General features: G+C 44.8%; 11 protein-coding genes, 2 tRNA genes and 1 pseudogene. 6 read left to right on the top strand and 8 right to left on the bottom strand.

What is annotated here, in order from left to right; all coding sequences use genetic code 11:
- Positions 1 to 25 precede the first annotated feature (25 nt).
- The 6 genes from NAF19_RS13785 to NAF19_RS13760 all read right to left on the bottom strand — a co-directional run bounded on the left by NAF19_RS13785 (position 26) and on the right by NAF19_RS13760 (position 13293).
- Entirely contained in the window at positions 26 to 5629 is a 5604-nt protein-coding gene (locus NAF19_RS13785) for an alpha-2-macroglobulin family protein (RefSeq protein ID WP_252790644.1), read from the bottom strand.
- Positions 5630 to 5829: 200 nt separating this feature from the next.
- Positions 5830 to 6234 carry a hypothetical protein gene (locus NAF19_RS13780; RefSeq protein WP_252790643.1) on the bottom strand — a complete coding sequence of 135 codons (405 nt, stop codon included), beginning with the start codon at positions 6232 to 6234 and terminating at the stop codon, positions 5830 to 5832.
- Positions 6235 to 6329: 95 nt separating this feature from the next.
- Positions 6330 to 8741, bottom strand: coding sequence for a type I DNA topoisomerase (topA, locus tag NAF19_RS13775; protein WP_252790642.1), 2412 nt, complete (start codon positions 8739 to 8741; stop codon positions 6330 to 6332).
- 208 nt (positions 8742 to 8949) lie between these two features.
- On the bottom strand, positions 8950 to 10038 hold the full coding sequence (gene mnmA / locus NAF19_RS13770; RefSeq protein WP_252790641.1) for a tRNA 2-thiouridine(34) synthase MnmA: 1089 nt from the start codon (positions 10036 to 10038) through the stop codon (positions 8950 to 8952).
- 183 nt (positions 10039 to 10221) lie between these two features.
- Positions 10222 to 10815, bottom strand: coding sequence for a DUF502 domain-containing protein (locus NAF19_RS13765; RefSeq protein ID WP_252790640.1), 594 nt, complete (start codon positions 10813 to 10815; stop codon positions 10222 to 10224).
- 15 nt (positions 10816 to 10830) lie between these two features.
- Entirely contained in the window at positions 10831 to 13293 is a 2463-nt protein-coding gene (locus NAF19_RS13760) for a bifunctional UDP-N-acetylmuramoyl-tripeptide:D-alanyl-D-alanine ligase/alanine racemase (RefSeq protein WP_252790639.1), read from the bottom strand.
- Between the two features lie 58 nt (positions 13294 to 13351).
- Here NAF19_RS13760 and NAF19_RS13755 point away from each other — a divergent pair, with 58 nt between their 5' ends.
- From NAF19_RS13755 to NAF19_RS13745, 3 genes are all read left to right on the top strand, one after another.
- A complete protein-coding gene (locus NAF19_RS13755; RefSeq protein WP_252790638.1) occupies positions 13352 to 13834 on the top strand; it encodes a regulatory protein RecX in 483 nt (160 codons plus the stop codon).
- 119 nt (positions 13835 to 13953) lie between these two features.
- Positions 13954 to 14026, top strand: a tRNA-Gly gene (locus NAF19_RS13750).
- 118 nt (positions 14027 to 14144) lie between these two features.
- Positions 14145 to 14229 (top strand) — tRNA-Leu (locus NAF19_RS13745).
- 538 nt (positions 14230 to 14767) lie between these two features.
- Here the strand turns inward: NAF19_RS13745 and NAF19_RS13740 are convergent.
- Together NAF19_RS13740 and NAF19_RS13735 are read right to left on the bottom strand one after the other, a co-directional pair.
- Positions 14768 to 15766: pseudogene (locus tag NAF19_RS13740) on the bottom strand (recombinase family protein); the annotation flags it as partial.
- Positions 15767 to 15776: 10 nt separating this feature from the next.
- On the bottom strand, positions 15777 to 15929 hold the full coding sequence (locus NAF19_RS13735; RefSeq protein WP_252790637.1) for a hypothetical protein: 153 nt from the start codon (positions 15927 to 15929) through the stop codon (positions 15777 to 15779).
- 265 nt (positions 15930 to 16194) lie between these two features.
- Between NAF19_RS13735 and NAF19_RS13730 the strand changes: the two genes are divergently transcribed.
- The 3 genes from NAF19_RS13730 (at position 16195) to NAF19_RS13720 (ending at position 18248) form a co-directional block, all read left to right on the top strand.
- Complete coding sequence (locus tag NAF19_RS13730; RefSeq protein ID WP_252790636.1) at positions 16195 to 16359, top strand: hypothetical protein; 165 nt, start codon at positions 16195 to 16197, stop codon at positions 16357 to 16359.
- Positions 16360 to 16572: 213 nt separating this feature from the next.
- On the top strand, positions 16573 to 16983 hold the full coding sequence (locus NAF19_RS13725; RefSeq protein WP_252790635.1) for a mobilization protein: 411 nt from the start codon (positions 16573 to 16575) through the stop codon (positions 16981 to 16983).
- On the top strand, positions 16965 to 18248 hold the full coding sequence (locus NAF19_RS13720) for a relaxase/mobilization nuclease domain-containing protein (RefSeq protein ID WP_252790634.1): 1284 nt from the start codon (positions 16965 to 16967) through the stop codon (positions 18246 to 18248). Before NAF19_RS13725 ends, NAF19_RS13720 begins: the two co-directional genes overlap by 19 nt.
- Positions 18249 to 18253 lie beyond the last annotated feature (5 nt).

Raw genomic sequence — 18253 nt, 5'->3', positions numbered from 1 at the left:
TCACCAACCTCCAATTAACTAATCTCTACTTCACCACCTCAACCCATTGCCCTTTTATCAATGCCGTTATCGAATTATTGTACATCGCCTCGCAATACGTTGCCGGTAAATAATACTTGCCGGCGTAGGCCGCATTCAGCATCACATAATAGGTTACTTCTTTTCCTTCGGGCAGGCTGAAATAGGTATTCACGCGGTCGTCCCGGATATCGCGATAGTCTGACTCGGACGAAGTCAAGGCTTCAGCGCCGTTCATCATCCGGGTATTCAGTATCTCCCAACCGGACGGGAATATCTGTGTAAGTGCAAGGTTATCGTAACGGCCGCGTTTGCCTGGGTTTTTAATATTTACCTGGGCAACAAAATCTGTCCCCTGTTTCAGGCTGGCAGGGTCTACCGGTTTTCCGCCGAGCGTGAAATAACCTACTCGAAGGGTTAATACATCAGGATCAACACGGGTTTGTATATCCTGTCCTGATGAAGGTTGACCCTGTTGTATCAGCCTAATGTATAACCTGTTATTGCCGTTGTTTTTTAGCGACACATTGCCGCCCCTTGCATCAACAGGCAACTGCCACATATACGACTGCGAATTAACGGCAGCCTGTGCATTACCCGCTTTGTAGTTAAAGGTAAGTTTGGCTGCTGATTTGTTTTGACCACAATATTGGGCAACAGCAATCAGCGAATAGGCTGTAGTTTGGGTGCTGTACCAGCTATCTTCCGATAAATGGGTTGCAACCAAACGTAATTCGCCTGCTGCCTTTTGTTGCTGTCCGAGCAGGGTGAGTGTTTCCAAAATCATCGCTTCATCACGCAAATCAGAACCATAGGTGCCATACATTGAATTATACGGTTTGATGGTTAATGGCAACCCTGCAATCATTTTCAAACCAGTTTCGGGTTGGCCAGCCAATTTGTAGGCCGCAGCTAATCGCCAGCGGGCTTCAATACTGAGGTATTTAAACTCACGCAAACGATTCATGGCGCCAAGTTCGGGCGAACGTGCCAGGGCCAGCAGGTATAAGCGGTAGGCCTGTGTTAAATCGGCCCCATAAAAGCTGCGCGAATCTGGCGCCCAGGTTACTGCTTTTAATTTCTGGTATTTTTTCCATTGTTCGATAAACCCAAGCGGAAGGCTGTATCCTTTGGCTTGTGCCTCGAGCATAAAATGACCGGCGTAGTTGGTGCCCCATTCATCGGCCTCGCCAACACCAGGCCAATAGCTTAAACCACCACTGTTAACCTGGAAGCCGTTTAACCGGTTTATAGTTGCCTTTATGTTTCGTTCCGTTTCGGCTTTTTGCCTGGCGCTCAAGTCGAGCAACTGGCCCAAATACAACTGCGGAAATGCAGATGACGTAGTTTGCTCAACACAGCCGTAAGGATATTCAATTAAATAATTTAAACGTTTGGTAAGGTTTAGCGGTGGGATGGAAGCAACCTCCAGCACAGCCTTGTTGGTGCCATTTATCCCTATTGCAGCGTACGAAGTATTCCAGCTTTCGCCCGCGGCCAGTTCCTTTTCTGTTATTTTAGTAACCGGTGGGTTAGGGTTGCGCACATTCAAATCAACATCATAAGCAGCAGTCTCGCCGCCACTTTTGGCAACTATATGCACTTTACCCACGCCCACAAAATCTTTAACACTTAAATCAAAAGTTACAAGCTGGTCGCCGGTTTTTGTAAAGGTGATGGTCTTTTGGTTATTACCAGCCATGTTGCTAAATGCATTCGACTGTACCTGGACAGTAACCGTTTTGATGTTGTTTTCCATGGCAAAAACAGTAACCGGCAGCTGCACTTTTTCCGACGGGCCTAAAACACGTGGTAGTGTAGCAAGTATCATCAAAGGTTTTTTAACAGCTACAACTTTCTCTGCACGGCCGTAACTGCCGTTATGCCCGGCTATTACCATCGCTTTTACCGAACCGATGTACTGGGGCAGTGTAAACGCATGGGTTTGCTTTTCGCCGGCATCCAGGTGATATGGGCCTAAAAACTTCACAACAGGTTTAAACCTGTTTACCGATACATTGCGGTTGGCGCCACCGGTACCGTCACCACCTATGCTTAAAATTCGCTCAAGCCCGCCGCCAAATGCGCCGATAACATAATCGAATAAGTCCCAGGTTTTTACACCGAGCGCCTCGCGGGCGTAAAATGTCTCATGCGGATCAGGTGTTTTGTAGTTGGTGATGTCGAGCAAGCCCTCATCAACAATAGCAACCGTGTAAGTCATCTCCTTGCCCGATGCTTCAGATACGGTGATAGACGACTGTGTTTCAGGCTTTATTTTATCAGGCATACTGATAACCGGTTTCAGGATAGTCTCCGGGTTATCAACAGAAAGCGGTATCGCCCCATACATCCGGATAGGTAAATCGTTAACCGTTTGCGAGTGTCGCTGTAGCAGTGTAACGTTTACAAACACGTTTGGCGCCATGTTTCCATCAACTTTAAAGGTATAACGGGTTTGTCCTTTTTTGGTATCAATCCAGGTGGTTTTTAAAACCTTGCTGCCATTTTCAAAGCTGATTAGCGCGCGGCCGTCCGACATGGTAGGGATGGTCAGGGTCGCATCTTCGCCAACTTTGTAATTGGTTTTATCAGCAGTGAACGAAAGCATCGCAGCCTCGGTAGGGTTGGTTTGCTGCAACCTTTCCGACCAATTTGACCAGTCGACATATAATATCTTACCGGTTGAGTGCCCGGTAGTTTCGTCTTTAACACGGATAAGGTAACGCCCCCAATCGGCCTGGTTGATGTGCAGGTTCCATTTGCCGCGACCGTTGACCAATTTTACACTTGCTGTTTTTACCAGTTTGTTGTACTTATCCTGGGTAAAGTTGCTCATTTGGTTGCCTGTTTCGTCCCACCACCAGCGCCATTGTATTTTGTAGAGTTCCAGTTCAACGTTGCGGGTGCCTTCAAACGGTTTCCCATTTACGTCTACGTCGGCAATATCAATATCATGATCTTTACCAGTAACCAGCATACCTGAAAGGTCGCTGCCTTTTTCTGTCTTAATGCCCACATAGCCCGGGTAGACATTGTAAGGCATGCTCAGCGCTTGTATACTAAAATTGCCGCCCGGTTCAAATACTTTTACCAGGAAGTTGGCATTCAGCTGCCCAGGCGCTTGTTTTTCGATATTGATATTGGTGTTTACCGATGCTTTGCCATTTTCGTCGAGCCGGCCGTCGAATATGGTTTGGGTTTGCGTGGTAAAGGCTAAGGTAGGATCATCAAATACATAATCTTCGTAACCTTTGAAAGCTGTTGTTTTTGGCGACAAAAAAGCGTCAACCTTAGCTTTCAGATTTTGCGCCGTTCCGCCAAACAACCATTGTGCAGTGAGTGCCCCGCTTACGTCGCCGCCTTTGGTTAATTCTTTTGCCCCGCCAAAGGTTAAGCCTATTTTAAGGCGGTTAGGCATTATGGTTTCAATCTTCACGCTCTTTTCAAACACAGCGCCGCCAACTTTCACTTTAGCGCTCCAGTTACCGGTAGGCGAGGAGGTTTCGGTTGCTGTGTGGAAGCTATAGAAGCCATCTAAGGACTTTGTTTGGGTAAGCCTCCTGTAGAGTTTGCCATTGGTATCAAACAGCTCAAACTGCACCGGAAGGTCTGCCGGGAGGGTTTTAAGCTTGTCCTCCAGGATAAACGACATAAATATCGAGTCACCAGGCCGCCATACGCCGCGCTCGCCATAAATAAAGCCTTTGAGTCCGCTTTGTATCTGCTCGCCGCCCACGTTGAAACGGGAGAGCGGCAATGAACTGCCATCGTCCAATTTTAAATAGCCGCGTTCTTTACCGATTTTGGCAACGAGCAGGTAAGGTTTGCGCTTCATATCAAACTTAGCCATACCGTCACCATCTGAGGTGGTTTTGAGTATTACCTGCTTTTGGTAGTCCAGCAATTCCAGCTCGACGCCGCTCATAGGTTTAGCGCTTAAAATATTGGTGACCGCAACCAGCATGCTGTTATCGCTGCCCCGTTTGGCAATAAGGCCTATGTTTGATGCAATAATGTTCCGTACAGCCCATCTATCCTTGGTGAAATAAGAGTTGGTGCATGGGTCGTTGCGCTGTTGCCAGTTGTATTCTTCCGGGTAATAATTATCATACTTCGCCCAAAAATCGTCGTCTTCATCACTTATAGTACCTGTATTGGTGCCAAAGCTGCTGCCCTCGCCGCCATAGCCTTCGTCATCATCCGCATTTTTTTGAACCGGCGAACCGGCTTTGCAATTGTATATCGAGTAATCTTTCCGGAAACCAATGATTACGCGATAAATTGCGCCGGGTTCGGTACGTAAAAGCTGGTCGATATCCAGCATAAAACGGTTTTTTTTACTCAGGTTGAGGCTTTTGTCTTCATCAAGCCGGATGGTTTTTTGGACTACAGGCTTGCCTACATGCCGTAATTCCTCGCCGCCATCAAACCCATTATTCTGGAAATACTGTGGTACGTTGTTTTCATAAATCTTTACGATGCTTACGTCAACCGCGTTTAAATTGGTTGCCTCAAAAGGCATCATCAGTTTTCCGGAATCGGGCAAAATAACGCCTTTGCCGGGAATAGTGACTGATGGCAAACGGTTTTCAAAAAAAACATTGCCTGTATAGGCTTTGGTTATTTTTTTGTGCGATATATTTTCAACACCTTCGTTTACAAAAACGCTGTAATTACCCTGCAAATGTTCGGGCGAATAAACCTTAACGGTGCTTCCCTCAATGGTATAGGCGGCATCGGTTACGTTGCCCATGCCTACGAGGCCACTTAGTTCCTGGCCAATCATTATGTTATCCGAAAATTGAACCAAAACATATTGGTCGTTATCCTGCACAGCCTTTATGTCAAGCACCCTGAAATCGCCGATGGCTGGTATATCAAACTGCTGGCTGCCTTTTTTGTCGATATTGAGGCTACCGCCATCCCAGTTAACTGTAACCTGATTTATCAGACCATTACCGCGTGTAAGCTGGGTCACCACAAAATGGTGTGTTTTGGCAACCGGATTGTGCTCCCAACTGATGTGTACGGGGTTTACAAAGTTTGCGGTAATGATTTTCTCAATTTCGCCCGAATCTTCGTTGTCGGCGGTTTGGATAAGGCCGCTTAACTTCATTTTATCAAGTGAAGTATTGGTGGCGGTTTGCAAGCCGACGAATGATACCGTATAGTCGGGCTTTATAGTTTGAAAGCTAAACTTAAAGTCTTCGAATTTACCGGGTACATCAATTATTTTATTCAGCTTGAAATCGCCGCTGTAGTTTTTATCTGGGTCGAGTTTTCCTTCGGGCCTGAATTCGACGGTGCGGGCATCTATCCAATAGGCCTTGCCTTTTATGGATGGTGAAAAGCTGAAAAGTTTATCGCTTAGCTGCGCATTTTGTTCGTGACTAACCTGTACCTCGCTCGCCAGCCGGATTTTAATAGTACTCCCCTTGGATATTATCCCGGTGGTGTACGATTCGATATACTTACTAAATTCCGGGTCGATGCCTGGTTTTTGGCGGTGTCGGAAAATAATAAAAATGGTTAAAACCACCAGTATCAGAAAAACACCGGTGCCGATTAATCCTTTCCGGGTACGGAAAAGGCTGTAGAAAGTATCCATGGTTAGGCTTGTTAATTACCTTGTAATTTAATTCTTTATTTCGGAATTTCTCAGGTTTTTTTGTTTTGTTTTAGAAGGCCTTCGAGAAGGCTTCGCCGTTCGGAATTTCGATTTCGGAATTATTTTTTGGATACTACGATAGGTAGCAGTTGGAAATTGTTGATAGCAACTGAAAAACAAAAAGTAGGTAGGATAAATTATCACCTAATCATCACCCCAACCTTGTTAATCACGGGTAACCGGGTAAAGTTCATTTCAACAATACTTTCGGGTAAAAAGATAAATTTTTTGTCGTAAATCTGTGTGCCGATGTAGTAGCTTAACCAATATTCGTTGTTGAGGCCGAATGTTTGCTCATCAATCGGCTCGATAATTTTGAACGAATTGCCTTCAACTAAGGGGAACATGTGGCGGAGGGTGGAAGTCTTAACTTGTTCACCATCCTTTTCGCCATAGCCTTTTGAGGTTATCAGCACATTTTCAATCGGTTCGTTTTTAAGGTTAATGATATAAACGTACCATATTTTGCTCTCCACGCTTTCTTTCTCCAGCGCCACTGCAATTGCAATATCTTTTACGGTGTTATCGGGGAGGTCTTTTATCATTGTTAGTTGATTGAGTTGATTGGGTTGGATTAAGTTGATTGAGTTTTGAAAATTAACTTAATCAACCACTCACTCAATCAACCTAATCAACTAATCTATTTTTTCTTCACCGCTGCCTTCTTCTTCGCAGGAGCCTTTTTTGCAACGGCTTTTTTAGCAGGTGCGGCCTTTGCTGCCGGTGCTGCTTTGCCGAAACGCCCTTTTTTTACATCCTTCGGCATTGCATCGGCCAGGGCCTTGCATTCCTCGTAGGTAAGCGTTAAGGGGTCTTTGTCCTTTGGTATTTTAACGTTCAGTTTGCCAAATTCAATATAAGGGCCCCAGCGGCCGTTTAATACTTTCATGGTAGCATCTTCGTCGAACGCTTTTATCAGCCTGTCGGCATCCTTCTGGCGTTTTTCCAGTATCAGCTCAATAGCTTTCTCTTCGGTAACATCGTGTGGGTCGATACCTTTTGGAAGCGATACAAAAGCGCTGTTATGCCTTATATAAGGACCGAATTTGCCTATAGCAACCGTCATGTCCTTATCTTCGAACATTCCCACCTTTTTAGGTAGTTTAAACAGTTCAAGCGCTTCTTCAACGGTTATGGTTTCAATGCTTTGCCCGGCGCGTAAGCTGGCATATAATGGCTTTTCCGGTTCTTCGTCGGTAGCGTTCTCGCCAACCTGTACAAACGGACCGAAACGGCCGATACGCACCGATATCTTCTTGCCGCTTTCGGGGTGCACACCCAACTCACGCTCGCCGGTTGCCTTGTTAGCCGTTTGAGTGGTGTTCTCTACTTCTTTATGGAATGGGGTGTAAAAGCTATGCAGCATATCCGTCCATTCCTGCAATCCCTGGGCTATCTCGTCAAACTGTTTTTCAACGCTGGCGGTAAAGTTAAAATCAACAATATCTTTAAAATGTTGCACCAGGAAATCGTTTACTACGGCGCCAATATCTGTAGGGAACAGTTTGCCGCGTTCAGCGCCGGTGTTTTCCACCTTTTCTTCTTTGGTAATTTTATCGCCCTTAAGGGTTAGCACGCGGAAAGCGCGTTGTTTACCTTCACGTTCTTCTTTAACCACATAACCGCGGTTTTGTACGGTTGATATAGTAGGGGCATAGGTTGACGGTCGGCCAATGCCCAGCTCTTCCAGTTTTTTTACAAGGCTCGCTTCGGTGTAACGTGCAGGCGGTCGCGAAAAGCGCTCCGTTGCCGACATTTCCTGCAGTGCCAAACGCTGGCCTTTAGTTAAAGGCGGCAGCATGGTATTTTCACCATCCTGGAGATTATCTTCCTCGTCATCGCTCGATTCGAGGTAAACTTTCAGGAAACCATCAAACCTCATTACCTCGCCATTGGCAACCAAATCCTCATTACGTGTTGATACGTTGATTTTTGCGGTGGTTTTTTCAAACTGCGCTTCGCTCATTTGCGAGGCGATGGCGCGTTTCCAGATCAGGTCGTACAGGCGCATCTCGCTCGAGTCGCTGCTAATAGTATGCTTATTAAAATAAGTAGGCCTTATCGCCTCGTGCGCTTCCTGTGCGCTGGCGCTTTTGGTTTTATAAATCCTGTGCTGGTGGTACTTATCGCCCCAGGCCGATACAATCTCGGCAGCTGCAGCATTTAACGCGGTATCTGATAAATTAACCGAGTCAGTACGCATATAAGTAATATGCCCGGCTTCGTAAAGCTTTTGCGCCACCTGCATAGTACGCGACACAGAATAGCCCAATTTACGGCTTGCTTCCTGTTGTAGGGTCGACGTGGTAAAGGGCGCGGCCGGCGAGCGTTTTGCCGGGCGGGTTTCTAATGATTTTACGTCAAAGTCGGCGCCAAGGCAATCCTGCAGGAACTTTTCAGCATCTTCCTGTTTGGTAAAACGCTCAGGCAGTTCAGCTTTAAATGCGTCTTTACCTTTGCCAAATATGGCAACTATTTTAAATGCCGCTTCAGATTTAAACTTGTTTATTTCCCGCTCGCGGTCGACGATCAACCTAACAGCAACCGATTGTACCCGGCCGGCAGAAAGAGATGGTTTTACCTTCTTCCATAAAACAGGAGAAAGCTCAAAACCAACCAGCCTGTCGAGCACCCTGCGGGCCTGCTGTGCATTAACTAAATTATAATCTATTTTTCGCGGTGTTTCAATTGCGCGCAGTATAGCGGGCTTTGTAATCTCGTGAAATACAATCCGCTTTGTTGTGGCATCTTTAAGACCCAATGTTTCAAACAAGTGCCATGATATAGCTTCTCCCTCGCGGTCCTCATCGGACGCTAGCCATACCATATCTGCTTCTTTTGCTAATTTCTTTAACTCGCTCACTACCTGCTTTTTATCAGCAGGAACCTCGTAGTTTTGTTTGAAGTTATTAGCAACATCAATGGCATCATCAGATTTAACCAAATCCCGGATATGCCCGTAACTCGACTTTACTGTAAAGTCTTTGCCAAGGTATCCCTCGATGGTTTTGGCTTTCGCCGGAGATTCTACAATGAGTAAATTTTTAGCCATTTAAGCAGTTTTTTTGCAAATAAAACATAAAGAAAGCGAAACGCAAATTTGTTTTTTGGAAAAACGTTGGAATGTTTGAATGTTTGAAGGTTGAAAAGTTGTGGAAATTGTTGTAAAGTTGGAAAGTTACAAGGTTGAAAAGTTGGGAAGAATTTTAGAAAACAACATTCCAACTTTACAACATTTCAACCTTGCAACGGCGAAGCCGCTACATTAAAAATCCGCCGCCAAGTAAATCATTCCCTTCATAAAATACAGCAGACTGCCCCGGCGCAATGCCCGAAACAGAGTGGTGGAAATCGACCATCATATGTTCGCCCATTTGCTGGATCGTGCTTTGGGTGCCGGCGTCTTTGTACCTTATTTTGGTGATGGCTTCCAGCGGCTCGGTAATGGTTTCGTATTTTACCAGGTTAAGGTTTTTAACCCAGGCTTGTCTGCGTTCCAATTCGTCAACAGTACCTAATACTACAGTGTTGGTTTCAGGCTGTATGTTGGTTACAAACATGGGGTGGCCCAAGGCAATACCCAGGCCTTTACGCTGGCCTATGGTATAAAACGGGTATCCCTGGTGCTTGCCTACTACTGTGCCATCGGTTAAAACAAAATTGCCGCCGGCAACGCGTTCTTCAAGGTCGCCCACTTTGTGCCTTAAAAAGGCGCGGTAGTCGTTATCGGGTACAAAGCATATTTCATAGCTTTCGCTTTTCGCGGCAAGCTCCATTTGGCCCATATCTAAAGCCATTTGGCGTATCTCGGGTTTCGAGAAACTACCCAACGGGAATTTGGTACGCGCCAGGTTTTTTTGCGATACACCCCAAAGCACGTACGACTGGTCTTTATTTTCGTCTTTACCTTTTGATATTACATAGCGGCCATTGTCCTGTAAGCGGATGTTGGCATAATGCCCGGTTGCAATAAATTCGCAATCCAGCTTATCGGCGCGCTTCAGGAGGGCTTCCCATTTAATATGAGTATTGCATAGTACACAGGGGTTTGGGGTGCGGCCGGCGAGGTATTCATCAACGAAATTGTCGATAACAAAATCGCCGAATTCACTCCTTATATCCAAAATATAATGCGGGAAACCGTAGCCAACAGCTAATGCTCGGGCATCGTTAATACTGTCCAGGCTACAGCAGCCGGTTTCTTTTGAGCTACCGCCAGACGAGGCGTAGTCCCAGGTTTTCATGGTGAGCCCGATAACTTCATAACCCTGCTCGTGCAGCATAACTGCCGCCACCGAACTATCAACCCCGCCGCTCATTGCCACTAATATCCTGCCGTGCTTACTCATAATTTTGCAAAGATACCAATTGTACGCCTTAAAATTAGACGATTGTAGAATTTGACGGTTTTGTTATAATCGAAAAGGTGTTATCGGGCGTGTGTAAAGGCGTCTCCCGCTGACAGTTAGCAAATATGGTTTGTTGCCTAATCATATATCAGGCGCAATGCATCGTGTTTTCACAATTCCTTCTTATAATCCGCTAACCCCGCCCGAAATAACAAACTTCATCATATCTGCCGCGCTTTTGTCAATTGGTTTTACCTTATCGGCAGATATGATGATCACTTGCCCGGCAAACGAGTAAGACCATGGGAAATACACCGCCACGTCGCCCGGCAGGTTCAGTGCCGAAAGGTCTTTTTGGGTTACAAAACCTATTTTCTTTACGCCAAATTCGTTTATCTCGACTAAAACAGGCTCGTTAAACTTCTTTTCTTCGCCAACAAATGCTTCTGTTAAATCCTTGATGGAAGAATAAAGGAATTTAAACAACGGCAAACGGTTAAGCCAGCGGTAAAACCAGCGTTTTATCGGGTCGGTAACTACATTGGTAACCAGTATGCCGGCTACTAAAATAATTACTACCACGTTTACAATACCCAGGCCGGGTATGTACATCGGCTTGCCGGTTTTTGGGTCGGTCCATAAAAAGTCGCTTAGGTTAAGCGCATTATCCAAAGTTTTAACCGCCCAAAAGATCAACAGGAACGCAGCCCCAAGCGGGACTACTACCAATAATCCTTTAAAAAAGTACCGTAAAAGCGCGCGGAACAATTGCTTCATCTTTCAACCTGGTTTCTATTCGTAAAAGTACACCCTTTTTACCCGTTGCGATACATTTGTTAATATTTCGTAGGGGATGGTGCCAATTTGCGTGGCAAGCTCATTAATACGTTGTTCTTCATTAAATATTATTACTTCGTCGCCTTCGCGGGCGTCGATGCCTGTAACGTCGATCATGCACATGTCCATGGTTATATTGCCAACGGTAGGCACCAGTTGCCCTTTAACCAGCATTTTGCCCACACCATTACCAAAGGCCCGTAAATACCCATCAGCGTATCCAATGCGGACGGTAGCAATTTTGCCATCCTTTGGCAGGCTGCCGCTGCGGCTGTAGCTGATGGTTTCGCCGGCTTTTACTTTTTTAACCTGGGCTATGCTGGTTTTCAGGCTGGCAATGGGTTGCAGGCCGGTATCGGGTGTTTTCATCCCCGTATCTATACCATAAAGGCCTATACCCAGCCGCACCATATCATACTGCGCGCCAGGCCAGCGTATAATGCCCGATGTGTTGCTTAAATGTTTAATCACCTTATAGCCCAGTGTGTTTTCAACCTGTTTAAAAGCCGATTCGAACTTTTTGATCTGGGTTTTGGTGAATTCGTCGTGCTTTTTGTCTTCGCTGGCAACCAGGTGCGAGAATATGGATTCAACGCGCACGTAGCGGTTTTCTTCCAGCATATCGCACAGTGTTTCTATATCTGCGCTTTCAAAACCCAACCGGTGCATACCTGTATCAATTTTTAGGTGGATAGGGTAGTTGAGCACATTTTTTTCGCGGGCGTATTTAATGTAATCATCAAACAGGCCGAAGCTGTAGATAACGGGCTCCAGGTTGAATTCTGTCAGTTTATCAAATGCTGAAGCTTCGGGGTTTAATATCATTATGGGCAGACTTATGCCGGTATTACGCAATGCCACACCTTCGTCAATGTAGGCCACTGCCAAATAATCAACCTTGTTGTATTGCAGGATGTTGGCTACCTCGAACGTACCGCTGCCATAGCTAAAGGCCTTAACCATAGCCATCACCTTTACACCCGGTTTTAATTTGGAGCGGTAAAAGTTAAGGTTGTTCAATAAGGCATTCAGGTTAATCTCCAAGATGGTTTCGTGCGCTTTTTGTACCAGCACCCGGCTTATCCGCTCAAACTCAAAGCTGCGCGAGCCTTTTATCAGGATGGTTTCGTCTTTGAAGCTTAACGCGCGCAAATGCTGCAGCATACTTGCCGTATCCGGGTAAAAGTGTTTTTCTGCCGTATCAAAAAAATCCTGGTGGCTTAATAGTGACTGCCCAACACCGATAAACTTATCTACCTGCTTTATCTTTATCAAATCGGCCACCTGTTTGTACAGCACGTCGGCCTGCAGGCCCGATTGGTAAATATCCGACAGGATCACCGTTTTTTTACGGTGCTGATTTTGCTGCGTTAAAAAGTTCAGGGCAATCTCCAGCGATTGCAGGTCGGAGTTGTACGAATCATCAATAACTGAGCAGTCATTTATCCCGGTTTTTAGTTCCAGGCGCATGCTTACTGCGCTCAGGCGCTCTATACGGTTATCGGCCTCTGCCGGCGCATAGCCCATGGCCAGCATGGTGGCCCAGCATACGGTAGCATTCTCAACCGAGGCTTCATCCAGGAAGGGGATAAGGCACTCAATTTCCTGGCCTTTGTACATCGCCCTTAGGTACTGGTTTTTCGAAATTACTGTTCCGCTAAAAACGTATAGATCTGCCTGCTTAAAGGTAGTGCTCCAGGTAAAGCAGTTTTCCGCAGGGATATCTTCTCCATAGTCGAGCAATTGCTCATAGTTGTGTATGAGCAGGCGGCAGTTTTTAAAAAGCTTTAACTTTTCCAGCATCTTTTGGCTGCGATCTTCGAAACCTTCGTCGTGCGCCGGGCCGATGTGGGTTAGTACGCCTATGGTTGGCTTTATGATGGTTTCCAGCTTGTCCATCTCATCAACCGTTGAGATACCGGCCTCGAAAATGCCCAGATCGTTTTTCTCATTGATCTGCCAAATTGAAAGCGGAACGCCAATTTGCGAATTATAGCTTTTGGGGTTGCGCACAATGTTTTTATCGGGCGACATTAACTGGTACAACCATTCCTTCACAATGGTTTTGCCGTTACTGCCTGTTATGCCAATTACTTCCAAATTGAAGCGGCTGCGGTGGTAAGCAGCTAAATTTTGCAGTGCTGCCAGCACATCGGCTACCATTAAAAAATTTGCCTCGGGTGCTTTGATGTCGCTGCCCTGCCTCACCACAAAATTACGGACACCCGCTGCGTAAGCCTCGGCAATAAACTCGTGGCCGTTGCGGCGGCCGCTTAAAGCAAAGAACAGCCCGGCGGTAGCGCTGCTGATGCGGCGGCTGTCGGTTAATAAAGTGCTGATAGTGTAATCTTTAACAATATCTCCATCGGCGTTTAGTATCTGCTGTATTTCAGTAATGGTGTATTGATTGCTGAGCATGGTACGAATTTGCTTATATTTCTGTAGATAGAAGAATTTTTAACGATTTTTGGTTTTAATGGACAGCCCGAAAAAAACAAAAATAACCGATCCGAAAGTTGCGCTTACCAAGGCCGAGCACTATTGCGCCTACCAGGAACGCTCGCAGCAGGAGGTTAGGGACAAGCTTTACGAGTGGGGGCTATGGCCTGATGCGGTTGAAAATATCATCAGTGAACTGATTGGCGGCAACTATTTAAACGAAGAACGGTTTGCAAAAGCATACACCCAGGGTAAGTTTAAACAAAAGGGGTGGGGCAGGATTAAGATAAAACAGGGCCTTAAGTTTAAAAAAGTGCCCGATGTTTTGATAAAAAAAGCGCTGCTCACCATTGATGGCGACGACTATATGCGGATGCTGGAGGCCGTTTTGACCAAAAAGGCCCGGACTGTTATAGAAAAAGATAACTTCAAACGGAACTATAAATTGCAGAATTACGCTGTGAGCCGTGGATTTGAAGCGGATTTGATCGCAGACCTTTTGAAATCCAATGACTTATAAAAAACTTTAAAAAAAATAAAAATTTTCCTTGCAGGAAATCCTTTTCTGCCTATATTTGCACTCCCGCAAACGAGGTAAGGGCTTCAGCGATTGAAGGCCGGTTAAAAGCGGAAAAAAATGCGAAAGTAGCTCAGTTGGTAGAGCACGACCTTGCCAAGGTCGGGGTCGCGAGTTCGAATCTCGTCTTTCGCTCAAATCCCTTCCATAAGAAGGGATTTATTGTTAAAGGTTAATTATTGGCAAGCAATGATTATCTTTGACAAGGCCGGGTCGAATCGACCCCGGCTCTGGGTACAAAGCCCAATACCATGCTCAGATGGTGGAACTGGTAGACACGCAGGACTTAAAATCCTGTTCCCGTAAACGGAGTGCGGGTTCGATTCCCGCTCTGAGTACTGAACGGGAAAGTTGCAATGGCTTGCAATCTTTCCCGTTTTTTTTATGCCTTAAAGTATTGTTAATCTGATAGATAAGTTCGGCCGCTTCATTGAGTTTCGGGGTTCGATAATCCTTACCATCAAAGCACAACTTTTCCCTATAAATCGAACCCAATACCTGTTTTTTAACAAAAGCATCGCCATCACTATACAAACTATCTAATCTCGAAAGTGCCTCTAATGCCTCCAGTAGCATATTATCTATGCTAACGGTGTTCGATTTCTGTACCGCTGCTTCCGACAACTTCAATTCAAGTCTTTTTATCTTTTCTTCGCAGTCTTTCTTCATTATTGCATAGTCATCTACCTCCAGCCGCCCGTCAAATAATAGCTCCCTGGCATTGGCTAACTTCCCATTAATATCTTCGATTTTTTCGACAATACTTTTCCGTTCAGAATTGGTTTCCCCTCTAAAAGTTTTATAGACGTCCAACAGCACCAACTTATATAACTGGTTCAAACCAGGCAAGGGGATAAATTTTTTGAGTTCTTCAACAATTCCCTTATGTATATCATCTGCTTTATAACGACAACCACAGCCATAAGAAGCCTGGGAATGGTAATAATAATAGTATCCTCCTTTTTTACCTCTTGAAGCGCTGCCTGTTAGGTTCCTGCTACAGGTGGCACATTCCAACATACCCTGTAATGGTAAACATTCATTGTTCTTTACCGCTTGGAGACGCAATACTTTAGAACGCCCGGTCAGAATATCCTGAACTTTATAAAATAACACTTCCGATATGATCTTCTCATGCAATCCCTTTACCCATTGTTCGTTTTCTTCCTTGTAGGCCTTAACGACAATCTTACCACAGTATAGCGGATTTCTTATTTCTCGGTAAAAGTTCATTCGACTAACCGGAAAACCCCTATCATTAGCCATTTTCCGAATTTGGTCTGGCATAAAAATTCCTTCCGCAATCGTTTCAAATATCCATTTGAGATGTGAACTCTCAATTTCATTAATTACTATGTACTTACTGCCATCTTCTCGCGTTTTATTATCGTACCCAATAGGTGCTCGTCCCATAAAACGCCCTTCTTTGCGCGCTCGCCTCATCCCCTGTTTTACGTTCAAGGCACGGCGGTCATTTTCCACCTCCGGTGTTGCAAGGTAGAATGCCAGCATGATTTTACTTTCCGGAATCTCCATGTTTAAGGGCTGCTCTATCGCTTGCGGCTCAATTTCCATTCTTTTCAAAATAGAAATCATTTGATAAGCATCCCCTGCATTACGGCTAAACCGATCCCATTTTGTAAACAATATCAAATCAGCCCCCCGTCCTTTTTGTTTGCGTATTTCTGCCAAATATCTTGTCCATTGCGGCCTGTTAAATGTTTTGGCAGAATAATCTTCAAACATCACTTTTCTAACTTGTATCCCGTTCTTTTCGCAATACTGCTTTAACCTATCATCCTGGTCGCGTTGAGAATATCCCTTATCCGCCTGCTCATCCGTACTTACCCGGATATATATATCTGCTGTTCTCATCCTGAAAAATTTAGACTTTTATGTATTGATCGAGGGATAATTTAGCAATTTTATACATGAAATCCAAAATTATTTTCGCTTCTTCAAGACTAACAATTGTTCCATATTCCTGAAGAATTTTTACCGCTTTTTCCGGTGTTATCGAACGTTTCTCTTTCTGCATATCAACCTGTCTTTCTCTAATCAAAAGACAAAACTGCCCGAATTAAAATTATTCTATTCGCAAGAATAACGTGATATGCGGGAAATAATTAATACTTGACAACTGTCCTCTTTTAATGATATAACCAGCAAATAATTAATAGATCAATAATAAACATCCAAAGAAACTATCATCCCGCAAACAAATAAATCGTTCGCACCTACCGTCCCACTTGCGAAGTCTAACAAATTAACTCCGCGACTTTTGGCTATCAATTCAGATAGTCATGAAAAATACACGCACAATACCCGAACTCAAAGGTCGTGAGTTTAACGGCACTTACTTCCCGAAAATCAGAAACTTCCGGCAGCAGCCGCGGCAGCGGATACGCCAGCTATTACGCTCTTTTATCCCGCTGGATCTGCCGGATCGAAAGCCGAAAGGCAATTAGTAAATCCGACCATAACCTCCAAGGGTTTTGAAGAACTTAACTACTATTTATCAAGTACAAACCAAACTGCGCAGCGGTTTCGGAACGTCAGTTCCGGCATCCGTCAGGATGCAGCAAGATGTATTTTTGTCCCCAAAAATTATCTTGCCCCGCTTGAGCGGGGGACTTCGCTCGGAACTCGCGAAGTCTGGAAACTTTTAAACGATGTATCAAATGTCAAGGAAAAAAGCAATAAACCAGCAAGAACTTTTTACCTGTTCCATCAGGACAAGAGTAACTCAAAAAGACCTCGAAAAACTGGAAAAAATTAAGGCATCAAGTGATTGCGGGTCCATTGGCGAAGTCGCCCGTAAAATATTGTCAAACGAAAAGATTAACTGCTTTTACCGTGACATATCCCTTAATGCGCCAATGGAGGAAATGGCACTAATAAGGAAAGAACTCAAAGCCATCGGCATCAATATCAACCAGCAGACCCACCGTTTCCATATCAGCGGAAGTGAATCACAAAGGGCCTTCTATGTGCTGAAAACCGCCGAGCTGTATAAAAAGGTGGGGGAACGGGTTGAACAGCTATTAATCATCATATCACAGCTTGCAGAAAAATGGTTGCCAAGATCGTAAGCGGTAAAAGCATCCGGGGTATGCTGCATTATAATGAAAACAAGGTAGCGGCACACGAGGCACAACTGATGATGGCCAGCGGCTTTGCCACTGATGTTACCGGAATGAACCTGGAACAAAAGTTGCACCGCTTTGAAAATCTGACGATGCTGAACGGCAAGGTAAAAACCAATGCTTTGCATATCACCCTGAACTTTGATAACCTGGACAACCTCACTGATGAACGGCTACAACAGATCACCGCATCATATATGGAAAAGATAGGATTTGGCGACCAGCCTTATTTGGTTTACAAACACGCAGATGCCGCGCACCCACATTTACATATTGCCACGACTAATATGAAAGCAGACGGCAAACGCATTGACATACATGGTATAGGCAGGACATTATCTGAAACAGCAAGGAAAGAATTGGAAAAAGAATTTAAGCTTGTACAGGCCGAGGGCAGGCAATTAAGTAATGCCCTGGGCATTAAAGCAGCGAATATTGAAAATGCTATTTATGGCAAAATGCCAACCAAACGAACAATTACCAATATTGTAAATGCTGTTATCCGTACCTATAAATTCACTTCGCTTGCCGAAATGAATGCCGTACTGAAGCAGTTCAATGTGAAAGCAGACCGGGGCGGGGAAACTACAATGATGTATCAGAAAAATGGGTTAATGTACAGTATCACCAATGAAAAAGGTGAACAGGTTGGCGTACCGATCAAGGCCAGCGCCATCTATGATAAACCCACGTTAGCTAACCTTGAAAAGGAATTTGAAAAGAACATCGAAAAACGTAAGCCATTCCGTGATAACTTAAAAGAACGTATCGAAAAAGTATTCAGTAAGTATGAAAGCATCACTAAAGCAACGCTGATAGCAGAACTGCAAAAGCAGCAAATTAACATGGTATTCCGGCAAAACGAACAGGGCTTTACCTATGGCACTACCTATGTAGATAATAAAAATAAAACTGTATTCAACGGCAGCGACCTGGGCAAAGCTTACAGTGCAAAAGCGATCACCGAACGGTTGACTACAACAGACAAGTTGTTACAACCTGAACGACAAACCTATCTCAAACCGGCGCAGCAAACTAATTACCTGAAAAAAGCGCAGTCTGTTAAAACCTATCTCAAACCGCCGGAACACAACCAATTCCTGAAAGGATTGCTAAATAAAACCGCAACAGAGGTGGCACCAGCTATTTCAGGCAAAAAGAGAAAGAAGAAAGCGAAAGACCAACAACAAGACCAACAACAATCATTATAAATAAT

The sequence above is a fragment of the Mucilaginibacter flavidus genome (assembly GCF_024055575.1).
Lineage (GTDB): Bacteria > Bacteroidota > Bacteroidia > Sphingobacteriales > Sphingobacteriaceae > Mucilaginibacter > Mucilaginibacter flavidus.
Note: the sequence above shows the minus strand (reverse complement) of the source record. Positions and strands in the feature narration are given on the sequence as shown.

Bases quoted from the DNA above. Each gene is read 5' to 3' on its own strand.
- NAF19_RS13755 (WP_252790638.1), top strand. From the start codon at position 13,352: ATGGACAGCCCGAAAAAAACAAAAATAACCGATCCGAAAGTTGCGCTT.
- NAF19_RS13735 (WP_252790637.1), bottom strand. From the start codon at position 15,929: ATGCAGAAAGAGAAACGTTCGATAACACCGGAAAAAGCGGTAAAAATT.
- NAF19_RS13720 (WP_252790634.1), top strand. From the start codon at position 16,965: ATGGTTGCCAAGATCGTAAGCGGTAAAAGCATCCGGGGTATGCTGCAT.
- NAF19_RS13730 (WP_252790636.1), top strand. From the start codon at position 16,195: ATGAAAAATACACGCACAATACCCGAACTCAAAGGTCGTGAGTTTAAC.
- mnmA (WP_252790641.1), bottom strand. From the start codon at position 10,038: ATGAGTAAGCACGGCAGGATATTAGTGGCAATGAGCGGCGGGGTTGAT.
- NAF19_RS13765 (WP_252790640.1), bottom strand. From the start codon at position 10,815: ATGAAGCAATTGTTCCGCGCGCTTTTACGGTACTTTTTTAAAGGATTA.
- topA (WP_252790642.1), bottom strand. From the start codon at position 8,741: ATGGCTAAAAATTTACTCATTGTAGAATCTCCGGCGAAAGCCAAAACC.
- NAF19_RS13785 (WP_252790644.1), bottom strand. From the start codon at position 5,629: ATGGATACTTTCTACAGCCTTTTCCGTACCCGGAAAGGATTAATCGGC.
- NAF19_RS13760 (WP_252790639.1), bottom strand. From the start codon at position 13,293: ATGCTCAGCAATCAATACACCATTACTGAAATACAGCAGATACTAAAC.
- NAF19_RS13725 (WP_252790635.1), top strand. From the start codon at position 16,573: ATGTCAAGGAAAAAAGCAATAAACCAGCAAGAACTTTTTACCTGTTCC.
- NAF19_RS13780 (WP_252790643.1), bottom strand. From the start codon at position 6,234: ATGATAAAAGACCTCCCCGATAACACCGTAAAAGATATTGCAATTGCA.